This is a genomic window from Microbulbifer sp. SE14 (assembly GCF_059834885.1).
Genome location: NZ_JCBAJA010000010.1, coordinates 1 through 16355, shown reverse-complemented (window position 1 = coordinate 16355; position 16355 = coordinate 1). Strand labels below are relative to the sequence as shown.

General features: G+C 64.7%; 15 protein-coding genes. 6 read left to right on the top strand and 9 right to left on the bottom strand.

Annotated elements, in window-relative coordinates:
- The first annotated feature begins 19 nt into the window (after positions 1-19).
- Entirely contained in the window at positions 20-613 is a 594-nt protein-coding gene (locus AC6R19_RS09095; protein WP_500579487.1) for a rhomboid family intramembrane serine protease, read from the top strand.
- 71 nt (positions 614-684) lie between these two features.
- On the opposite strand, the gene hemB is transcribed toward AC6R19_RS09095, so the two are convergent.
- From hemB to AC6R19_RS09060, 7 genes are all read right to left on the bottom strand, one after another.
- Positions 685-1698, bottom strand: coding sequence for a porphobilinogen synthase (gene hemB / locus AC6R19_RS09090; protein WP_500579486.1), 1014 nt, complete (start codon positions 1696-1698; stop codon positions 685-687).
- A 67-nt stretch (positions 1699-1765) separates the two neighbouring features.
- Positions 1766-2386, bottom strand: a complete 621-nt coding sequence (locus tag AC6R19_RS09085; protein ID WP_500579485.1) for a GntR family transcriptional regulator — start codon at positions 2384-2386, stop codon at positions 1766-1768.
- Positions 2387-3559 (bottom strand): benzoate/H(+) symporter BenE family transporter, encoded by a 1173-nt coding sequence (locus tag AC6R19_RS09080; protein WP_500579484.1) that lies wholly within the window; start codon positions 3557-3559, stop codon positions 2387-2389.
- A gap of 147 nt (positions 3560-3706) precedes the next feature.
- On the bottom strand, positions 3707-4990 hold the full coding sequence (gene hemL, locus AC6R19_RS09075) for a glutamate-1-semialdehyde 2,1-aminomutase (protein WP_500579483.1): 1284 nt from the start codon (positions 4988-4990) through the stop codon (positions 3707-3709).
- Positions 4991-5373: 383 nt separating this feature from the next.
- Positions 5374-6159: a bifunctional hydroxymethylpyrimidine kinase/phosphomethylpyrimidine kinase gene (gene thiD, locus AC6R19_RS09070; protein WP_500579482.1), complete on the bottom strand. Its 786-nt coding sequence runs from the start codon at positions 6157-6159 to the stop codon at positions 5374-5376.
- Between the two features lie 82 nt (positions 6160-6241).
- Positions 6242-6664 carry a protoporphyrinogen oxidase HemJ gene (gene hemJ / locus AC6R19_RS09065; RefSeq protein WP_500579481.1) on the bottom strand — a complete coding sequence of 141 codons (423 nt, stop codon included), beginning with the start codon at positions 6662-6664 and terminating at the stop codon, positions 6242-6244.
- Positions 6665-6969: 305 nt separating this feature from the next.
- A complete protein-coding gene (locus AC6R19_RS09060) occupies positions 6970-8778 on the bottom strand; it encodes a chloride channel protein (RefSeq protein WP_500579480.1) in 1809 nt (602 codons plus the stop codon).
- A 102-nt stretch (positions 8779-8880) separates the two neighbouring features.
- On the opposite strand from AC6R19_RS09060, the gene argC reads away from it, so the two are divergent.
- The 4 genes from argC (at position 8881) to erpA (ending at position 11738) form a co-directional block, all read left to right on the top strand.
- Positions 8881-9927, top strand: a complete 1047-nt coding sequence (gene argC, locus AC6R19_RS09055; protein WP_500579479.1) for an N-acetyl-gamma-glutamyl-phosphate reductase — start codon at positions 8881-8883, stop codon at positions 9925-9927.
- A 48-nt stretch (positions 9928-9975) separates the two neighbouring features.
- Positions 9976-10719 (top strand): DUF6776 family protein, encoded by a 744-nt coding sequence (locus tag AC6R19_RS09050; RefSeq protein ID WP_500579478.1) that lies wholly within the window; start codon positions 9976-9978, stop codon positions 10717-10719.
- 72 nt (positions 10720-10791) lie between these two features.
- Positions 10792-11202, top strand: coding sequence for a bactofilin family protein (locus tag AC6R19_RS09045; protein ID WP_500579477.1), 411 nt, complete (start codon positions 10792-10794; stop codon positions 11200-11202).
- Positions 11203-11384: 182 nt separating this feature from the next.
- Complete coding sequence (gene erpA / locus AC6R19_RS09040) at positions 11385-11738, top strand: iron-sulfur cluster insertion protein ErpA (protein WP_183461206.1); 354 nt, start codon at positions 11385-11387, stop codon at positions 11736-11738.
- 265 nt (positions 11739-12003) lie between these two features.
- Here the strand turns inward: erpA and AC6R19_RS09035 are convergent, their stop codons facing one another.
- Both AC6R19_RS09035 and AC6R19_RS09030 read right to left on the bottom strand, forming a co-directional pair.
- Positions 12004-13113, bottom strand: coding sequence for an anhydro-N-acetylmuramic acid kinase (locus AC6R19_RS09035; protein WP_500579476.1), 1110 nt, complete (start codon positions 13111-13113; stop codon positions 12004-12006).
- Positions 13114-13128: 15 nt separating this feature from the next.
- Positions 13129-14505, bottom strand: a complete 1377-nt coding sequence (locus AC6R19_RS09030; protein ID WP_500579475.1) for a peptidoglycan DD-metalloendopeptidase family protein — start codon at positions 14503-14505, stop codon at positions 13129-13131.
- A 278-nt stretch (positions 14506-14783) separates the two neighbouring features.
- Between AC6R19_RS09030 and tyrS the strand changes: the two genes are divergently transcribed.
- Positions 14784-16088, top strand: a complete 1305-nt coding sequence (tyrS, locus tag AC6R19_RS09025) for a tyrosine--tRNA ligase (RefSeq protein WP_500579474.1) — start codon at positions 14784-14786, stop codon at positions 16086-16088.
- Positions 16089-16355 lie beyond the last annotated feature (267 nt).

Genomic DNA, 16355 nt, shown 5'->3' with positions numbered 1-16355 from the left:
CCGCCGGGCGGGGGCAGCGGTGAGCGAATTTCTGTCTTCCGCCACCGGCGCGCTGCTGGTGGTGACTACCACTTTCAGCCTGATCGCGCTCTACCTGTTCCCCGGCCTGCTGGCCCGCTGTGCCTTTCAACCCTATCGGGTCTGGCGCGGCCAGCAACTGGGTTCACTCGTCCTGGCGGGTTTCGTGCACGCCAATCTGCTGCACCTGGTGGTCAACATCTGGTGCCTGTGGATGTTCGGCCCACCGCTGGAGCGGCAGATAGGCACGCCCGCATTCGCCCTGCTCTACGGGCTGGCGCTGGTGGGCAGTCACCTGCCGACGCTGCTCAAGGAGCGGCAGAATCCCAAGTACGCCAGCGTCGGCGCTTCCGGCGCCATCTCCGCGGTGGTGTTTGCGTTTATTGTCTACTACCCGCAGGCGGAGCTGTTTCTGCTGTTCCTGCCGATTCCTATCCAGGCCTGGCTGTTCGGCCTGCTCTATCTTGCCTACAGCTATTACGCCGGCCGGGACCGCACCCGGCGCATCAACCACGATGCGCATTTCTGGGGAGCGCTGGTGGGGCTGGTGTTTGTGGCAGTGGTCGATCCGGGCGCCTGGGGGCGGCTGCTGTGATCGCGGTGTACCGGCTCCCGATACTTCCCATATCCATGAACTGGAAGTGACATCGAGCGGTCGCCGGTGGATCAGCCGTCGCGCAGCAGCCGCGCCGCCTCCTCGGCAAAATAGGTCAGAATGCCGTCGGCGCCGGCGCGCTTGAACGCCAGCAGGGATTCCAGTACCACCGCCTCCCGGTTCAGCCAGCCGTTTTCAAACGCGGCGCAGTGCATCGCGTATTCGCCGCTCACCTGGTAGGCGAAGGTGGGCACCCTGAGTTGGTCCTTCACCCGCCGCACCACGTCCAGGTAGGGCATGCCCGGCTTGACCATGATCATGTCCGCCCCCTCCTGCAGGTCCAGTGCGCACTCATGCAGCGCCTCGTCGCCGTTGGCCGGGTCCATCTGGTAGCCGGCCTTGCTGCCGCCCTTCAGGTTGCCGGCGGAGCCCACCGCGTCGCGGAAGGGCCCGTAGTAGGCGGAGGCGTACTTGGCGGCGTAGGACATGATCAGGGTGTTCACATGGCCCCCGCGTTCCAGCGCATTGCGTATCGCGCCGATGCGGCCGTCCATCATGTCCGACGGCGCCACCACGTCGGCGCCGGCGGCGGCGTGGGACAGGGCCTGCTGCACCAGTACTTCCACCGTGTCGTCGTTGACGATGTAGCCGCTGTCGTCCATCAGGCCGTCCTGGCCGTGGCTGGTGAAGGGGTCCAGGGCGACGTCGGTGATCACGCCCAGTTCCGGCGCGGCGTCCTTGAGTTCGCGCACGGCGCGCTGGGCCAGGCCATCGGCGTCGTAGGCGGCGCGGGCGTCCTCCGACTTGTGCGCCGGGTCCACCACCGGGAAGAGGGCCACCGCGGGAATGCCCAGCTGCACCAGCGCCTTCGCTTTCTTCGCCAGCAGGTCCACGGTCAAGCGCTCGACGCCGGGCATGGACTCGACCCTCTGCGTCTCGCCGCGGCCCTCGATTGCGAACAGCGGCAGTATCAGGTCGTCGCAGGTCAGTCGGTGCTCGCGCACCAGGCGGCGGGAAAAATCCTGCGCGCGCAGGCGGCGCAGGCGGGTGTTCGGATAGGCGCCGCGGTGAAGGCTGCTACTCATGGGGAAAATCACTCCGGCCGGAAGAAAGGGTTTAATGTGGCGGCAATCATAACAAACCGGCTGCCGCTTAGGGTTCGCGCAGGTGTTCTACCAGCGCGCGCCCGGCCGCGGCGATGTGCTCCTCGAGTATTTTCTCCGCCTCTTTCCCTGCGCCGCGTCGCAGTGCCGCCAGGATTTCGTAGTGCTCGCGCTGGCTCCGCGCCTGGTAGTCGAGGCTGCGGGACTGGTAGCCGATATAGCGCTCGCACTGCCGGTGCAGCTGTTCCACCGTCGCAAACAGGGTCGGGCGGCCGGCTGCCCGGTAGAGGCAGGCGTGAAACTGCCAGTTGAGCGTGCCGATTTCCGCCGCCGCCATCTGCGGGTCATTCTCCATGCGCTCGAGAATGTCCTCAGCGCGGCCGAGTGTTTCACCGCTGAGGTGCGGCGCGGCGAACCCGAGCAGCAGGGGTTCCAGGCGCACTCGCATCAGGTAGAGATCCTCCACTTCCAGCGGATCGAACAGCGGCACCGCCACACCGCGCTTGCCGTGTTCGCCGAGCCAGCCCTCGCTCTTCAGTCGCTGCAGCGCATCGCGCACCGGGATGCGACTGACGCCGTAGAGCTCCGCCAGTTCGCTCTGCTTCAGCACGCGGCCCGGCGCGAAGCGCCCCCGCTGCAGATCCGCCTTCAGGCGCTGGTAAAGACTCACTTATTTCCCCCGTGTGAATATCCAGTGGCTCACCAGGCCGCCGACCAGCCCCCAGAAGGCGGCGCCGATGCCCAGGAAGCTGGCACCGGATGCGGTGATCAGGAAGGTGATCAGCGCCGCCTCGCGGCTGTCGGCCTCGCGGGTGGCGCCCTCGAGGCTGGCGCCGATGGTGCCGATCAGGGCCAGGCCGGCGAGGCTCGCCACCAGCGCCTGGGGAAAGGCACCGAACAGGGCCACCACACTGGCGCCGCAGAGACCGACCAGCAGGTAGAAGACCCCCGCGGCGATACCGGCGGTATAGCGCTTAGTGGGATCCGGGTGCGCTTCGGGGCCGGTGCAGATGGCGGCGGTGATGGCGGCGAGATTGAAGGCGAAGCCGCCGAAGGGCGTCAGCAGCAGCGACGCCAGCCCGGTGCCGCTGATCACCGGCGAGATGGGCACCCGCTCGTAGCCGCTGGCGCGCAGTGTGGCGACACCGGGAATATTCTGTGAGGTCATGGTGACGATAAACAGCGGCAGGCCGACACCGAGCAGGGTGGAGAGCTCGAATTCCGGCGCCACCCATACCGGCCGTCCCGGTGCCCAGTGGATCTGCTCGAAATGGACCAGGCCCAGCAGCCAGCTGGCGGCGAAGCCGGTGACCAGCACCAGGATGATCGCGTAGCGGGGCAGCCAGCGGCGGCCGAGGAGGTAGGTCAGCAGCATGGCGCCCACCAGTGCCGGACTGCTTTGCAGCGAGGTGAATACGGACAGGCCGAACTGCACCAGGATACCGGCGAGCATGGCGCTGGCGATCGGCGCCGGGACTTTGCGCATCACCTTTTCAAAGGCGCCGGACAGGCCCAGTAGCAGCGTCAGCAGGGCGCTGAACAGGAAGGCGCCTGTTGCCTGGGCCATGGGAATATCCACCAGGCTGGTGGCCAGCAGGGCGGCACCGGGTGTCGACCAGGCGGTGACCACCGGCGCGCGGTAATACCAGGAGAAAATGATGCAGGTGAGACCCATGCCGAGCCCCAGGGCGCCGATCCAGGACACCATCATCGCATCGCTGGCGCCCGCCGCGCGGGCCGCCTCGAGGACTATGGCCACGGAGCTGGCGATGCCCACCAGCACGGCGACAAAGCCGGCGCTGATCGCGGAGGGGCTGGTATCGGCGAAGATGGAATGTGCCACGATGTATACCTATTATAAAAATGTATACATTTTTATAATGCGCTTTTCGGTAGAACGCAATAGCGCGGAGCGATTGGGAAAGGTGGAGCGGGGCAGTTGGCCCGCGCCGGGTCTGGCGCGGGCCCTCCAAGGCGAGGGTTGGTATGGTCAGCCCAGATGGCTGAATACTTTGCGCGCGGCGGCGATGGTCTCTTCGATATCCGCGTCGCTGTGCGCCGCCGACATGAAGCCGGCCTCGTAGGAGGCGGGCGCCAGGTAGACGCCTTCCTCCAGCATGCCGTGGAAGAAGCGGTTGAAGCGCTCGTTGTCGCAGGCCATCACCTGCTGGTAGTTGCTGACCCGGGACTCGTCGGTGAAGAAGAAGCCGAACATGCTGCCGGCTTTGTTTGCGGTCACCGGTATGCCCGCCTCCCTGGCTGCGGCCAGCACGCCTTCGACCAGGCGATCGGTTTTCTCAGCCAGTTTTTCGTAGAGCCCGGGCTCCTGCACCAGGCGCAGTGTCTCCAGGCCGGCGACCATGGCCACCGGGTTGCCGGACAGGGTGCCGGCCTGGTAGACGGGGCCCAGGGGGGCGATCTTTTCCATGATCTCGCGCTTGCCGCCGAAGGCGCCGACGGGCATGCCACCGCCGATCACCTTGCCGAGGGTGGTGATGTCTGCCTCGATGCCGTAGTGGCCCTGGGCGCCGGTCAGGCTGACGCGGAAGCCGGTCATGACTTCGTCCAGGATCAACAGGGCGCCGTGCTGGTCGCAAACCTCGCGCAGGGTTTCCAGGAAGCCGGGTTCTGGCGGAATGCAGTTCATATTGCCGGCCACCGGCTCGACGATGATGCAGGCGATCTGGTCGCCGATTTTTTCAAAGCACTGGCGCACGCCGTCGGCGTCGTTGTAGGAGAGGGTGATGGTGTGGTCGGCCAGGGATGCCGGCACGCCGGGCGAGGAGGGCACCCCCATGGTCAGGGCGCCGGAACCGGCCTTGACCAGCAGCGAGTCGGAGTGGCCGTGGTAGCAGCCCTCGAACTTGACGATCTTGTCGCGCCCGGTGAAGCCGCGCGCCAGGCGGATGGCGCTCATGGTGGCCTCGGTGCCGGAGTTGACGAAGCGCACCAGGTCCATGTTCGGCCACAGGCGGCACAGCTCTTCCGCCAGCTCGGTTTCCAGTTCGGTGGGCGCGCCGAAGCTGAGGCCGGACTGCGCCGTCTCCACCACCGCCTCTATCACATCCGGGTGCGCGTGGCCGAGCACCATGGGGCCCCAGGACTGCACATAGTCGATATAGCGTTTGCCGTCGGCATCGTAGAGGTAGGCGCCCTCGGCGCGCTGGATAAACAGCGGCGTGCCGCCGACGGCGCGGAAGGCCCGCACCGGTGAATTCACGCCGCCGGGAATGTATTGCTGGGCTTGGGCAAAGAGTTGCTCGGATTTGCTCATAAGGCTCTTTCGGGTATTTGGGGGAATGGGTTGGGAATTTGGCGGGCTATTATCGCGGTCACGGGCTGGTGGTACAACGTGCCCTTAGATGGTTCATTGGCGGCCCTGCTACCGGTGGCCATTTGGGAAAAAGCCTCATCGGCAAACATTTCTCAAATGGCCCCCGGCATCAGGACCTTCGCATCGGACTTTCGAGTTTTACCCACCGCTGATCGGAGGCGCCCCGGTGTCCAAAGCGAAGGCCCTGATGCCGGTGACTTCTTGCCAGACCTTCTGCGGCCATGGATGGCCGTGGAGAGCGTACAGGGATGTATTCACAGCGTGTCTGGCAAGAAGTCACCGGTAGCAGGGCCGCCAGGGAGCCAGCTACAGGGAAATGAAGCTTAGCGCTTGGCCCAGAACAACCGATTCGGAATCGGCCGCCCCATCCCCAGCCTGCGGCTGTCGGCAATGGCGCTCCAGGTGAACTGCTGGCTGCGGCTGACGGCCTCGATGATGGTCAGGCCGTGGGCGATATGGCAGGCGATGGCGGTGGCGAGGGTGCCGCAGATGCCGTAGGCAGCGGGCGGCAGGCGCTCCCAGTGGAACTGGCGGATCAGGCCGCGCTCGTCGTAGAGGCGGTTTTCCAGCTGCTGCTCGCAGGGCACGCCGGTGAGCAGCAGGTAGCGGCAGCCGCTCTCCAGCAGCTCCTGTGCCATGGCGTCGAACACATCCGCCTCCAGCGCCATGGCACGGGCCTCGCGACGGTTGGGGCAGGCCATGGTGGCGAAGGGCAGCAGCAGCGAGCTCATGGCCTCCCACAGCGGCGGCGCCAGCAGGCTCTCTTTGTCCGCGAGGGTAGCGTCCGGGTCTATGATCACCGGTATATCCGGGTAGTCGCGCAGCACGCTGTGCAGGGCGCGCACATTGTCCACCGAGCCCAGGTAGCCCACCTTGATGGCCGCTACAGGCATGTCCTCGAGTATCGCCCGCGCCTGTTCCACCAGCAGGCTGTCGTCCACCGGCGCCACGCCCATCAGTTCTCCCGTGTCACCGACGCTGATCGCCGAGACCACCGAGGCGCAGTGGCAGCCGAGACTGGCCGCAGTCTCGGTATCCGCGGCAATCCCGGCGCTGCCGCTGGGGTCGTGGTGGGTGATCGTCAGTACTACGGGTTGGCGCGTATCCATAGGCGGTTTTTTCGGCTTGTGGTTGCTCTGCGCTTTATTCTAGTTGCTGTGCACCGGCTGGCCGGACTGATTCCGTGCCGACTTAAAAGGGTTTTACCACGGCCAGAATCACAATTGCGATCAGCGCTATCACCGGCAGCTCGTTGAAGACGCGGAAGAAGCGCCCGCTCCTGGTGACCGTGCCGGCGGCGAACTTGCGCACATAGGCGCCGCAGATATGGTGGTAGCCGATCAGCAGCACGACGAAAAACAGCTTGGCGTGCAGCCAGCCGGCCTTCATGTAATAGCCCCAGTTGAAGCTCAGCAGCCAGATGCCCAGCGCGATGGTGGCGATCATCGACGGTATGGCGATGCCGCGGTAGAGGCGGCGCTCCATGATGCAGAAGCGGTCGCGGCTGAGCGCGTCGGTGGCGTCCACGTGGTAGACGAACAGCCGCGGCAGGTAGAAGAGCGCGGCGAACCAGCAGACCACGGCGACCAGGTGAAAAGCTTTGACCCACAGCATCGATTGCCCCCTTGGCGATAAGTTTGTTTGCGCGTAACTACTCGCCCCATGTTGCCAGTAAAAGAGGCCCGGGCGGCCCTGCTACCGGTGGCCACCTGACAAAAAACCTCATCGGTAAACATTTGCCAGGTGGCCACCGGCATCAGGGCCTTCGCATCTGGCTCCGGTACTCTTTCCCGAGTCCCGAGTCCCGAGTCCCGAGTCCCGAGTCCCGAGTCCCGAGTCCCGAGTCCCGAGTCCCGAGTCCCGAGTCCCGAGTCCCGAGTCCCGAGTCCCGAGTCCCGAGGAAGTGAGTAATCACGCACCTATTTGCGATAAAAGTTATCGATATGCAGCGGCAGGATAATGCCGGCGGCGTTGTTGTCCAGTGCGCCAGCGTAGCCGCGGCTGATATAGAGGGCGCCGGCGCCGCTGGATTCCAGCAGCTGCTGGGCCTCCAGCAGGGTGGCGCGCCAGTTCAGTTCGGCCAGCTGCTCCCGGTCGCCGGGCAGCTTGAGCAGGTCGATATTGTCTTCGGCGTCCCGCTTCTTGTCCTCGCGGCCCTCTTCGCGGGCCTCCTTCACCCGTTCCAGGAAGCTGGCGAGGTCCGCCGCGCGCAGCAGCTTTGGCGCCGGTTCCTCCGGCAGGTCGATCAGTATCCATTGCGGGTGTCGCTCGATAAAGCGTATTGCCACCGCCTCGGTGATATTCCGCGGTGCCACCACAAAGCGGCGCTCCATCACGCTGGCCACACCGACGCGGCTCAGTATCTGTTGGCGCCAGCTGGGGGTGCCGCTCTTGTCCATGGCGCGCAGCGTTTCCTGGTAAATGCCCTCGGTGGAGAAGAAGTAGCGGCTCACCAGGCAGGCCACCACGATCATCATCATGCCGGGGAAGAGCACATTGGGGTTGTAGGTCAGCTCGAGAATCGCCAGCAGCGCGGCCAGGGGCGCGTTCAGCAGCGCCGCCATCATCGCCGCCATGCCCACCATGGCGTAGAAACCGGGGCTGGCGGTGTACTCGCCCAGCCAGAGGTTGGTCAGGCCTCCGGCGATGCCTCCCATACAGGCGCCGAGAAACAGGCTGGGGCCAATGACACCGCCGGGAATTCCCAGGCCGGTGCCGAGGGCGGTGGCGACCAGCTTGGCCGCCACGATGATCGCGAGTGTCGTCAGCCCCAGTTCGCCGAGCATCGCCAGCTGCAGGGTGTCGTAGCCGGCGCCGAGAATCTCGGGTACCCAGATGCCGAGGGTGCCGGTGGTCAATCCGACCACGACAAAGCGCAGCAGCGGTGAGCGGCGCTGTTGCGGCGCCAGGCGGCGGTGGGCGCGGATAAACAGGGCGGCCAGGATGCCGATAACCAGCGCGCACAGGAAGAGCACCGGCAGTTCCGCCAGCGAATTGAGCTGGATCGCCGGCACGTTGAACACCGGTTGGTTGCCGAATGCGATCTGCGCCGCGGCACTGCCCGCCACCGCCGCCAGTATCACCGGCAGGAAGCCCGCCACTGAGTACTCCAGCATCACCACCTCCATCGCGAAGACCACCCCCGCCAGCGGCGTGTTGAAGGAGGCCGCAATGGCGGCGGCCACGCCGCAGGCCAGCAGGCTGCGCGCGGAATTGTTTGGCAGCCGCAGCTTGCGCGCGACCCAGCTGCCGCTGGCGGCACCCAGGTGCACCGCCGGCCCCTCACGCCCCACCGAGTGGCCGCTGATCAGTGCGGTGGCACCGGCAAAGAACTGCAGGGTGGCATTCTGCAGCGGCATCTGCCCTTGATGGTTGTGCAGCCGGTCGAGCACGTGCACCACGCCCACATTGCGCCGGCTCGGCGTCAGCAGCTGGTAAATGGTGCCGAGCAGCAGCGCACCGGCAACCGGCAGGGCGAAGCGCCAGTGGGCCGGCAGGGATTCGTAGCGCCCGGGTATGGACAGGAAGAGTGCGGTGGGCCACTCGCTCACAAAGCGAAAGGCGACGGTGACCACGCCGGCGCAGGCGCCGGTGAGCAGCGCCATGACCAGCAGCGGTGCCAGCGCGTCCTGGGCGGAAAGCAGCAGGCGCAGTTTTTCCAGGCCGCGTTCCCGTTGCGGCCAGTTTGGCAGGGGCTTTGGAGTGGAATCCTTGGGTCGCTGTGACACCGCACGTCCTTAAAGTGTTCGAGCTTGTGGTAGAGTGCTCCGCTGATTTAAATGCTGGCTGACCAGCGCCTCATACTTACCAGCAGGGGAGAATCGAACAAGGTGATTAAGGTAGCAATTGTCGGCGGCACCGGCTACACGGGTGTGGAATTGTTGCGCCTGCTGACGGCGCATCCGGAAGTGGAACTGACGGCGATCACCTCCCGCGCCCTGGCCGGTACGCCGGTGGCGGAACTCTTCCCCAGCCTGCGCGGCCACTGCGACCTGGCCTTTTGCGAACCGGATCTGGAGCAGCTGGCCGCCTGTGACCTGGTGTTTTTCGCCACGCCCCATGGAGTAGCCCAGGCCCAGGTACCGGCACTGATCGAGCGCGGTGTGCGCGTGATCGACCTGTCTGCGGACTTCCGCATCCGGGATATCCCCACCTGGGAGCGGTGGTACGGCCAGGCCCACGGGGCGCCGGAACTGGCGGAGCAGGCGGCCTACGGCCTGCCGGAGGTGAACCGCGCGGATATCGCCGGCGCCCAGCTGGTGGCCTGCCCAGGCTGCTATCCCACCGCGATCCAGCTCGGCTGGATACCGCTGCTGGAGGCGGGCCTGGTGGACCCGGAGCAGCTGATCGCCAGCGCCGCCAGCGGTGCCAGCGGCGCCGGGCGCCAGGGTAAGACGGAACTGCTGCTGGCGGAGAACAGCGACAACTTCCGCGCTTATTCCGCCGGCGGTCACCGTCACCTGCCGGAGATAGAGCAGGGCCTGAGCCGGGTGCTGCCCCGGGGCGCCAGTGAGCCGCGGGTGACCTTTGTGCCGCACCTGCTGCCGATGGTGCGCGGTATTCACGCGACCCTGTTCGCAAAACTGCAATCCGGGCAGTCGGCGGGGGAACTGCAGCAGCTGTTCGAGAGTCGCTATAGGGACGAGGCTTTCGTGGATGTGATGCCCGCCGGCAGCCATCCGCAGACGCGCAGCGTGCGCGGCACCAATATGTGCCGTATTTCCGTGATGCAGCCCCAGGACCGCGATACGGTTGTGGTGCTGTCGGTGATCGACAACCTGGCCAAGGGGGCCTCGGCGCAGGCGGTGCAGAATATGAACATCATGTTCGGCCTAAATGAGACGCTGGGGCTGGAGAGCCCGGCGCTGCTACCTTAGAATCGGCACATTCCTACCAAATAACCAGATAAGAACTCAGCGGATTTCATGGCGCGCAAAGTAAAAGGCAGCAAGCAGTACCGCATGAAGGTGGTGCCGGATCGCCCGTTTTCCGGGGCCCTCTCCGTTGTCGGGGCGGCCTTCCTGGTCCTGGCGACTTCGGCTGCGGCCTATTTCGCCGGCCAGCACCACCTGCGCAGCAGCCTCGACCAGAAAACCCTGGCCCATGAAAAGGCCCTGCAGCAGCTGGATGAGCTGAAAGGCGAGAACGAGGCACTGCGCCTGCGTGTCGCCACCGCGGAGCAGTCGCTGCTCATCGGCGAGCAGGCCAGCGAGAAGGTGCGCGCCGAGCTGGTGCAGAAAGAGAGCCGCATCGCCGAGCTCAAGCAGGAAATCTCCTTCTACCGCGGCCTGATGGCCCCGGCCGACGGCAGCGATGGGGTCTCCATCGGCCGCTTCAGTATTTCGCAGACCGCCGATGCGCGCCGCTACCAATACAAGTTGCTGGTGCAGCAGTCGGCCACGCGACACAATGTGGTGAAGGGGCATGCGACCTTCACCGTTGTGGGCCGCCAGGACGGAGAGCCAAAACGCTACCCCCTGAGCGATCTGTCGCCGCAGGTGGACAGCGAATCGATTCCGTTGCGCTTCAAGTACTTCCAGAATATCGAAGGCGAGCTACAGTTGCCCCAGGGTTTTGAGCCGGAAGGGGTGGAGCTGTCGCTCAAATCCAGCGGGCGCAAGGGATTCAATATCGAGCAGCGCTACGGCTGGCTGGTTCAGAAGAGTTAGTCGGCCCTGTGGCCTGCATGCACGAGGTTTTATCTGAGTATGTTTAGTAAGAAAGAAAAGGTTAATAACACTATGGCCAGCTCCGGAAGCAACCACACTACCCTGATTGCGCGCCAGACCGAAGTGTCCGGCGACCTGCACTTTCGCGGCAACCTGGTGATCGAGGGCAAGGTGAAGGGCAACGTGAATGCGCACAGCGACAGCGATGCGCGCCTGCAAATCGTTGACGGCGGCATGGTAGAGGGTGAGATCCGCGTCCCCCACGTAGTCATCAACGGCAATGTCAAGGGCGACGTCTACGCCTCGCGCCACCTGGAACTTGCCTCCAAGGCGATGGTGGAGGGCAATGTCCACTACAAGCTGATAGAGATGGTTAAAGGTGCCCAGGTTAACGGCGCGCTGGTTTCCAACGTGGAAATCGATAGCGCCGGCGAGCCTCGTATGATCGAGTACTCGGAAGAGACCGTCATCGACGCCGAGTGATTCTCCCCGGCCGCTTGTCATTCCTGGCGGCCCGGCATCTCCCGAGGCGGTTACAGGTGCCGGGGGCTCGCCGTTTCACAATACTTGACTGGATTTCTGGGTTTTAGCAAGATGGCGGCTGCGAGGCTGCGCTCAGTATAATTTTTATACGGCGTGAATGCCTTGGGTCCTGAGAGAGACATATGTCAGAAGCTGTATCCTTTTCTCCCGAACCGGTTGTGGTAACCGACCAGGCGGTGGCCAAGGTCAAGAGCCTGCTGGAGGATGAGGGCAACCCGGAACTGAAGCTGCGGGTTTTCGTGACCGGCGGCGGCTGCTCTGGTTTCCAGTACGGTTTCACCTTTGACGAACTGGTGGCCGAGGATGACGCCGTGGTCGAGAAGGACGGCATCCAGGTGCTGGTGGACGCCATGAGCTACCCCTACCTGGTGGGCGCCAGCGTCGACTACGAGGAGGGCCTGTCCGGCTCCCGCTTCGTGGTGCAGAACCCCAACGCCTCTTCCACCTGCGGCTGTGGCTCCTCCTTCTCGATCTAGCAGGTTCCCCCGCGCTCCCTGTAGGAGCGGCGGGGCGGCCATCCGCCCATGCCGCGACCGGTCTTTTGGGCCCCGTCGCCACTAAGCGGGCTCAGGGGCGGTCCTGCTACCGGTGGCTGTTTGCGGGACACGCCGTGAATACATCCCTGCAGGCTTGGCAGCGAGGTCCCTCTCGCTGACAGTCCCGCAAACAGCCACCGGCATCAGGGCCTTCGCTTCGAGTTTCAATATTCTTTTCGGGTCCCGAGTCCCGAACCCCGCCAGATCAAGCCGGGTAAATAGCCCCCAACACCGTCTCCTGCCGCGCCCCCGTCACCCCGGGACAATTCCCCGGCAACCCCAGCAGCGTCTGCCGCGCCAGCCAGGCAAAACCCACTGCCTCCAGCCAGTCCGCATCTATGCCGTAGCTGCCGGTACAGGCAATGGACCAGGTCGGCAGCCGCCGGCGCAGCCGCGACAGCAGATCCTTGTTTTTCGCACCACCGCCGCACACCAGCAGCTCGCCGCCGTCGGCAAACAGATGCACGGCCTCGGCGATACTGGATGCGGTGACTTCCGCCAGGGTCGCCTGCACGTCCGCCGGCGCCAGCTCCAGGCCGGCACAGGCCTGTTCCAGCCAACTGGCGTTGAAGGTCTCGCGGCCGGTGCTCTTCGGCGGCTTGGCGGCGAAGTAGGGATCGGCCATCAGCCGGTTGAGGAGTTCCGAGTGCACTCGGCCGCTGCCGGCCCAGGCGCCGTCGCGATCGAAGGGCTGGCCCAGATGCAGGCTTATCCAGTAGTCCAGCAGCGCGTTGCCGGGCCCCGTGTCGTAGCCGTAGACGCTGCCGTCTGCGGCCAGTTCGGTGATATTGGCCATACCGCCGATATTGACCACCGCACGGTTGCGGTCCGTGGCGAAGGCGGCGCGGTGGAAGGCGGGCATCAGCGGCGCGCCCTGGCCGCCGAGGGCCATATCCCGGCGGCGGAAGTCGGCCACAGTGGTGATGCCGGTGAGGGCGGCGATGGTGTTTGGGTCACCCAACTGCAGGGTGAAGGGCAATGCCACTGTGCCCGGGGGCCTGTGGCGGACCGTCTGCCCGTGGCTGCCGATGGCGGTGATATCGCCGGCCTCGACACCGGCGCGGGCCAGCAGGGTGTTGGAGGCCTCGGCAAAGGCCTGGCCTATCTGCCGGTCCAACTGGCCGGCGCGGTCGAGTTCCGAGGGGCCGGGTGCGCAGAGGGCGAGTATCGCGTCGCGCAGCGGCGGGTTGATCGGGTGGCCGAGGGCGGTGAGGATTTTCGGCTTCAGGGTGTTTTCATCGCCGAAGTCGACCAGCACCGCGTCGATGGAGTCGACGCTGGTGCCGGACATCAGGCCGATATACAGATCGGGCATCTGGCGGTCGTCCGATTAATTGACGCTGTTATTGTCGTTGTCTTCGCTGTTCTGCGCCAGGGCCGGCTGCTGGTAGTTTTCCAACTGCGCCAGCAGCGGCTGTGTCTGGGCCTTGAAACGGGCCATTTCGGCTTCGGGGATGGACTTGGCCTTGGGCAGTTTGCGCACGATGGTGGCCGGGTTGCGGTGGCGGCCGTTGACCAGGAACTCGTAGTGCAGGTGGGGGCCAGTGGCATAGCCGGTGGAGCCAACGGTGCCAATCACCTGGCGCTGCTTGACGCGCTGGCCGCTGCGCACCTTGCGCTTGTGCAGGTGCAGGTAGCGGGTCACGTAGCTCTCGCCGTGCTTGATGAAGACGTAGTTGCCGTTCGCCTTGCTGTAGCCGGCCTTGATCACGCGGCCGTCGCCGGCGGCGTACACGGGGGTACCGGTGGGCGCGGCGTAGTCGGTGCCATTGTGGGGACGGCGGGTCTTGAAGATCGGGTGCAGGCGGCGGGGGTTGAAGTGGGAGCTGATGCGGCCGATGTCCACCGGGGTGCGGATAAACGCCTTGCGCATGCTCTTGCCGTCCGGGGTGTAGTAGTTTGCGTCGCCGTTGGCGTCCACATAGCGCACTGCGCTGAAAGTCTTGCCCTGGTTGGTGAAGGTCACCGCCTGGATGGGCCCGTTACCGATCTTCTCGCCGTCGAGGAACTCCTCCTCGAACATCACGCTGAAGCGATCCCCCTTGCGGATATCCAGGGCGAAGTCGATATCGGAGCTGAACACCTCGGCCATTTCCATGATCAGGTTGTGACTGAGGCCCGCATCGCTGCCGGCGACGAACAGGGAACTGTCGATCTCCGCCTGGCGGTAGGCGGTGTAGCTGTCCGGCTGGCGCTGATGCAGCGCGTACTGGAATTCGTCGGCGCCGTCGCGGCTGAATTCGACCAGGTTGAGGCGGTCGCGGTGCAGTTCCAGGCTCTGCAGGGCGCCGTCGCCGTCGGTATGGAACGTCAGTTTTTCCCCCGGCGTCAGCCTGGCCAGCCGTTTCGCCTCCTTGCCGCTGGCAAGCAGCTGGTACATTTCTGCCGCGCTGACACCGGCGCGTTGGAAGAGATCGGACAATGTGTCGCCGTTCTGCACCTTGAGGCTCTGCGCGCGCAGCTTCTCTTCTTGCTCCAGGTCCGCCTGGGCCGCTGGAGCCGCGAGGCTTTCCGCTGGCCTTCCCTCCTCTATCGAGGACAGGGTGACCGGCAGGGAGAGCCGCTTGGCCTCCACTTCCGGCGTGGAGACAAACATGGTCAGCGCCAGGGCGAAACTGGCGGCACCGGCGGCCAGGGCGTGGGTGCGCGGGAAGTGCTGGCGCAGGGCGCCCAGCAGGTGCGGCGTCGGATTGCGTTGGTCTTGCATGGTCTTAACGGGTGGCGCTGATTGTCGTTGTTATCGGTGCCCGGAGCGTCCGGTGCCTAAAAAACGAGCACTGAGGCGGCTTTATAACAAAAATCCCGCCGTGGTTCACGGGGTAATTGACCAGGCTGTCCATGGCTGAGTTCCTCTGCACTTATTCCCAGGCAGTGGTTTGCACACACGCCGCAACTTGTATTTACCGCAAAGTCCGGTAATGTTGCAGCCCGTTTTGCCGCCGTCCGGCGGTTCTATTTACAAATCATTTCAGTTGAGGGGAAACCATGGCCGGGGTCGATGCGACACTGCTTAAAGACTTGGATCGCCGCGGGCTGATCAATCAGGCGACCGGTGACGGCGAGTTGACGCAGCATCTGACGGAGAGCCGGACCCTCTATTGCGGCTTCGACCCCACCGCGGATTCCCTGCATATTGGCAGTCTAGTACCACTTCTCACTTTGAAGAGGTTTCAGGCGGCAGGACACAAGCCGATCGCACTGGTTGGCGGCGCAACCGGCCTGATTGGCGACCCTTCCTTCAAGGCGCAGGAGCGCAGCCTGAATACGCCGGAAGTGGTGTCCGGCTGGGTGGAGAAGATCAAGGCGCAGGTTTCCCAGTTCATCGACTTCGACTGCGGCGACAGCAGCGCCACCGTGGTCAACAACCTGGACTGGACCCGTGACCTGAATGTGCTCGATTTTCTGCGCGACGTGGGAAAACATTTCTCCGTCAACAATATGATCAACAAGGAGTCGGTCAAACAGCGCATCCAGCGCGAGGGCGAGGGTATCTCCTTTACCGAGTTCTCCTACATGCTGTTGCAGTCGATGGACTTCTCCGAGCTGTACAAGCGTTACGACTGCACACTGCAGATCGGTGGCTCGGACCAGTGGGGCAATATCACCGGCGGCGTGGACCTGACCCGGCGCCAGCATCGCGGCAAGGTCTACGGCCTGACCCTGCCGCTGGTCACCAAGGCGGACGGCACCAAATTCGGCAAGACAGAGAGCGGCACCATCTGGCTGGATGCCCAGCGCACCTCGCCCTACGCCTTCTACCAGTTCTGGCTGAATACCGCCGACGCCGATGTGTACAAGTTCCTGCGCTACTTCACCTTCATCGGCGTCGACGAGATCGACGAGATAGAGGCCGCCGACCGCGAGCGCGCCGGCAGGCCTGAGGCCCAGGGCATACTGGCGCGGGAAGTGACCCGCCTGGTGCACGGCGAAGATGGGCTGGCCGCGGCGGAGCGCATCTCCCGCGCGCTCTTCTCCGGCGAAATCGCCGAGCTGTCCGCCGGGGATCTCGAGCAGCTGCGCCTGGACGGCCTGCCCAGTTCTACCCTGCAGGCGGAGTTTGGCGAGCAGAGCCTGATCAACCTGCTGGTGGATGCGGGCATGGCGCCGTCCGGCAAGCCGGTCAAGGATGCACTGGGGCGCAATGCGGTGCTGGTTAACAGCCAGGCGGTGGGCATGGAGAGCAACAGCGACCCGCAGGCGGTATTCACTGCGGCCAGGGCGTTGCACGGGCGCTTCTTCATCGTGCGCCTGGGCAAGAAAAAGTACCACCTGTTCGAGCTGGCGGCCTGATCCGCCGGCGCCTTCCGGCCCGCAAAATTTAATTTCATCAGATTGTAAAAAAGGGCTTGCAGCGTGCCGGAGCAACCCGTATAGTTCGCGCCCTCGTCGTTGAGCAAGCGGCGGGGTGGCAGCTCCAAGTGATTGATTTTCTTAAGAAAATTTCTTCAAAAAAGAGCTTGCCAAGGTCGAGGAGGTCGCTATAATGCGCGCCACTTCGAGCGGGACCGGAAGCAGCCTTGCGAGGCTGGAGAAGGGTTTCGCGGAGCTCCAGGAGGT

Excerpts from the sequence above, each read along its gene's own strand:
- erpA (WP_183461206.1), top strand. The coding sequence starts at position 11,385 with ATGTCAGAAGCTGTATCCTTTTCTCCCGAACCGGTTGTGGTAACCGAC.
- hemB (WP_500579486.1), bottom strand. The coding sequence starts at position 1,698 with ATGAGTAGCAGCCTTCACCGCGGCGCCTATCCGAACACCCGCCTGCGC.
- AC6R19_RS09050 (WP_500579478.1), top strand. The coding sequence starts at position 9,976 with ATGGCGCGCAAAGTAAAAGGCAGCAAGCAGTACCGCATGAAGGTGGTG.
- AC6R19_RS09030 (WP_500579475.1), bottom strand. The coding sequence starts at position 14,505 with ATGCAAGACCAACGCAATCCGACGCCGCACCTGCTGGGCGCCCTGCGC.
- AC6R19_RS09035 (WP_500579476.1), bottom strand. The coding sequence starts at position 13,113 with ATGCCCGATCTGTATATCGGCCTGATGTCCGGCACCAGCGTCGACTCC.
- thiD (WP_500579482.1), bottom strand. The coding sequence starts at position 6,159 with ATGGATACGCGCCAACCCGTAGTACTGACGATCACCCACCACGACCCC.
- hemL (WP_500579483.1), bottom strand. The coding sequence starts at position 4,990 with ATGAGCAAATCCGAGCAACTCTTTGCCCAAGCCCAGCAATACATTCCC.
- tyrS (WP_500579474.1), top strand. The coding sequence starts at position 14,784 with ATGGCCGGGGTCGATGCGACACTGCTTAAAGACTTGGATCGCCGCGGG.
- hemJ (WP_500579481.1), bottom strand. The coding sequence starts at position 6,664 with ATGCTGTGGGTCAAAGCTTTTCACCTGGTCGCCGTGGTCTGCTGGTTC.
- AC6R19_RS09045 (WP_500579477.1), top strand. The coding sequence starts at position 10,792 with ATGGCCAGCTCCGGAAGCAACCACACTACCCTGATTGCGCGCCAGACC.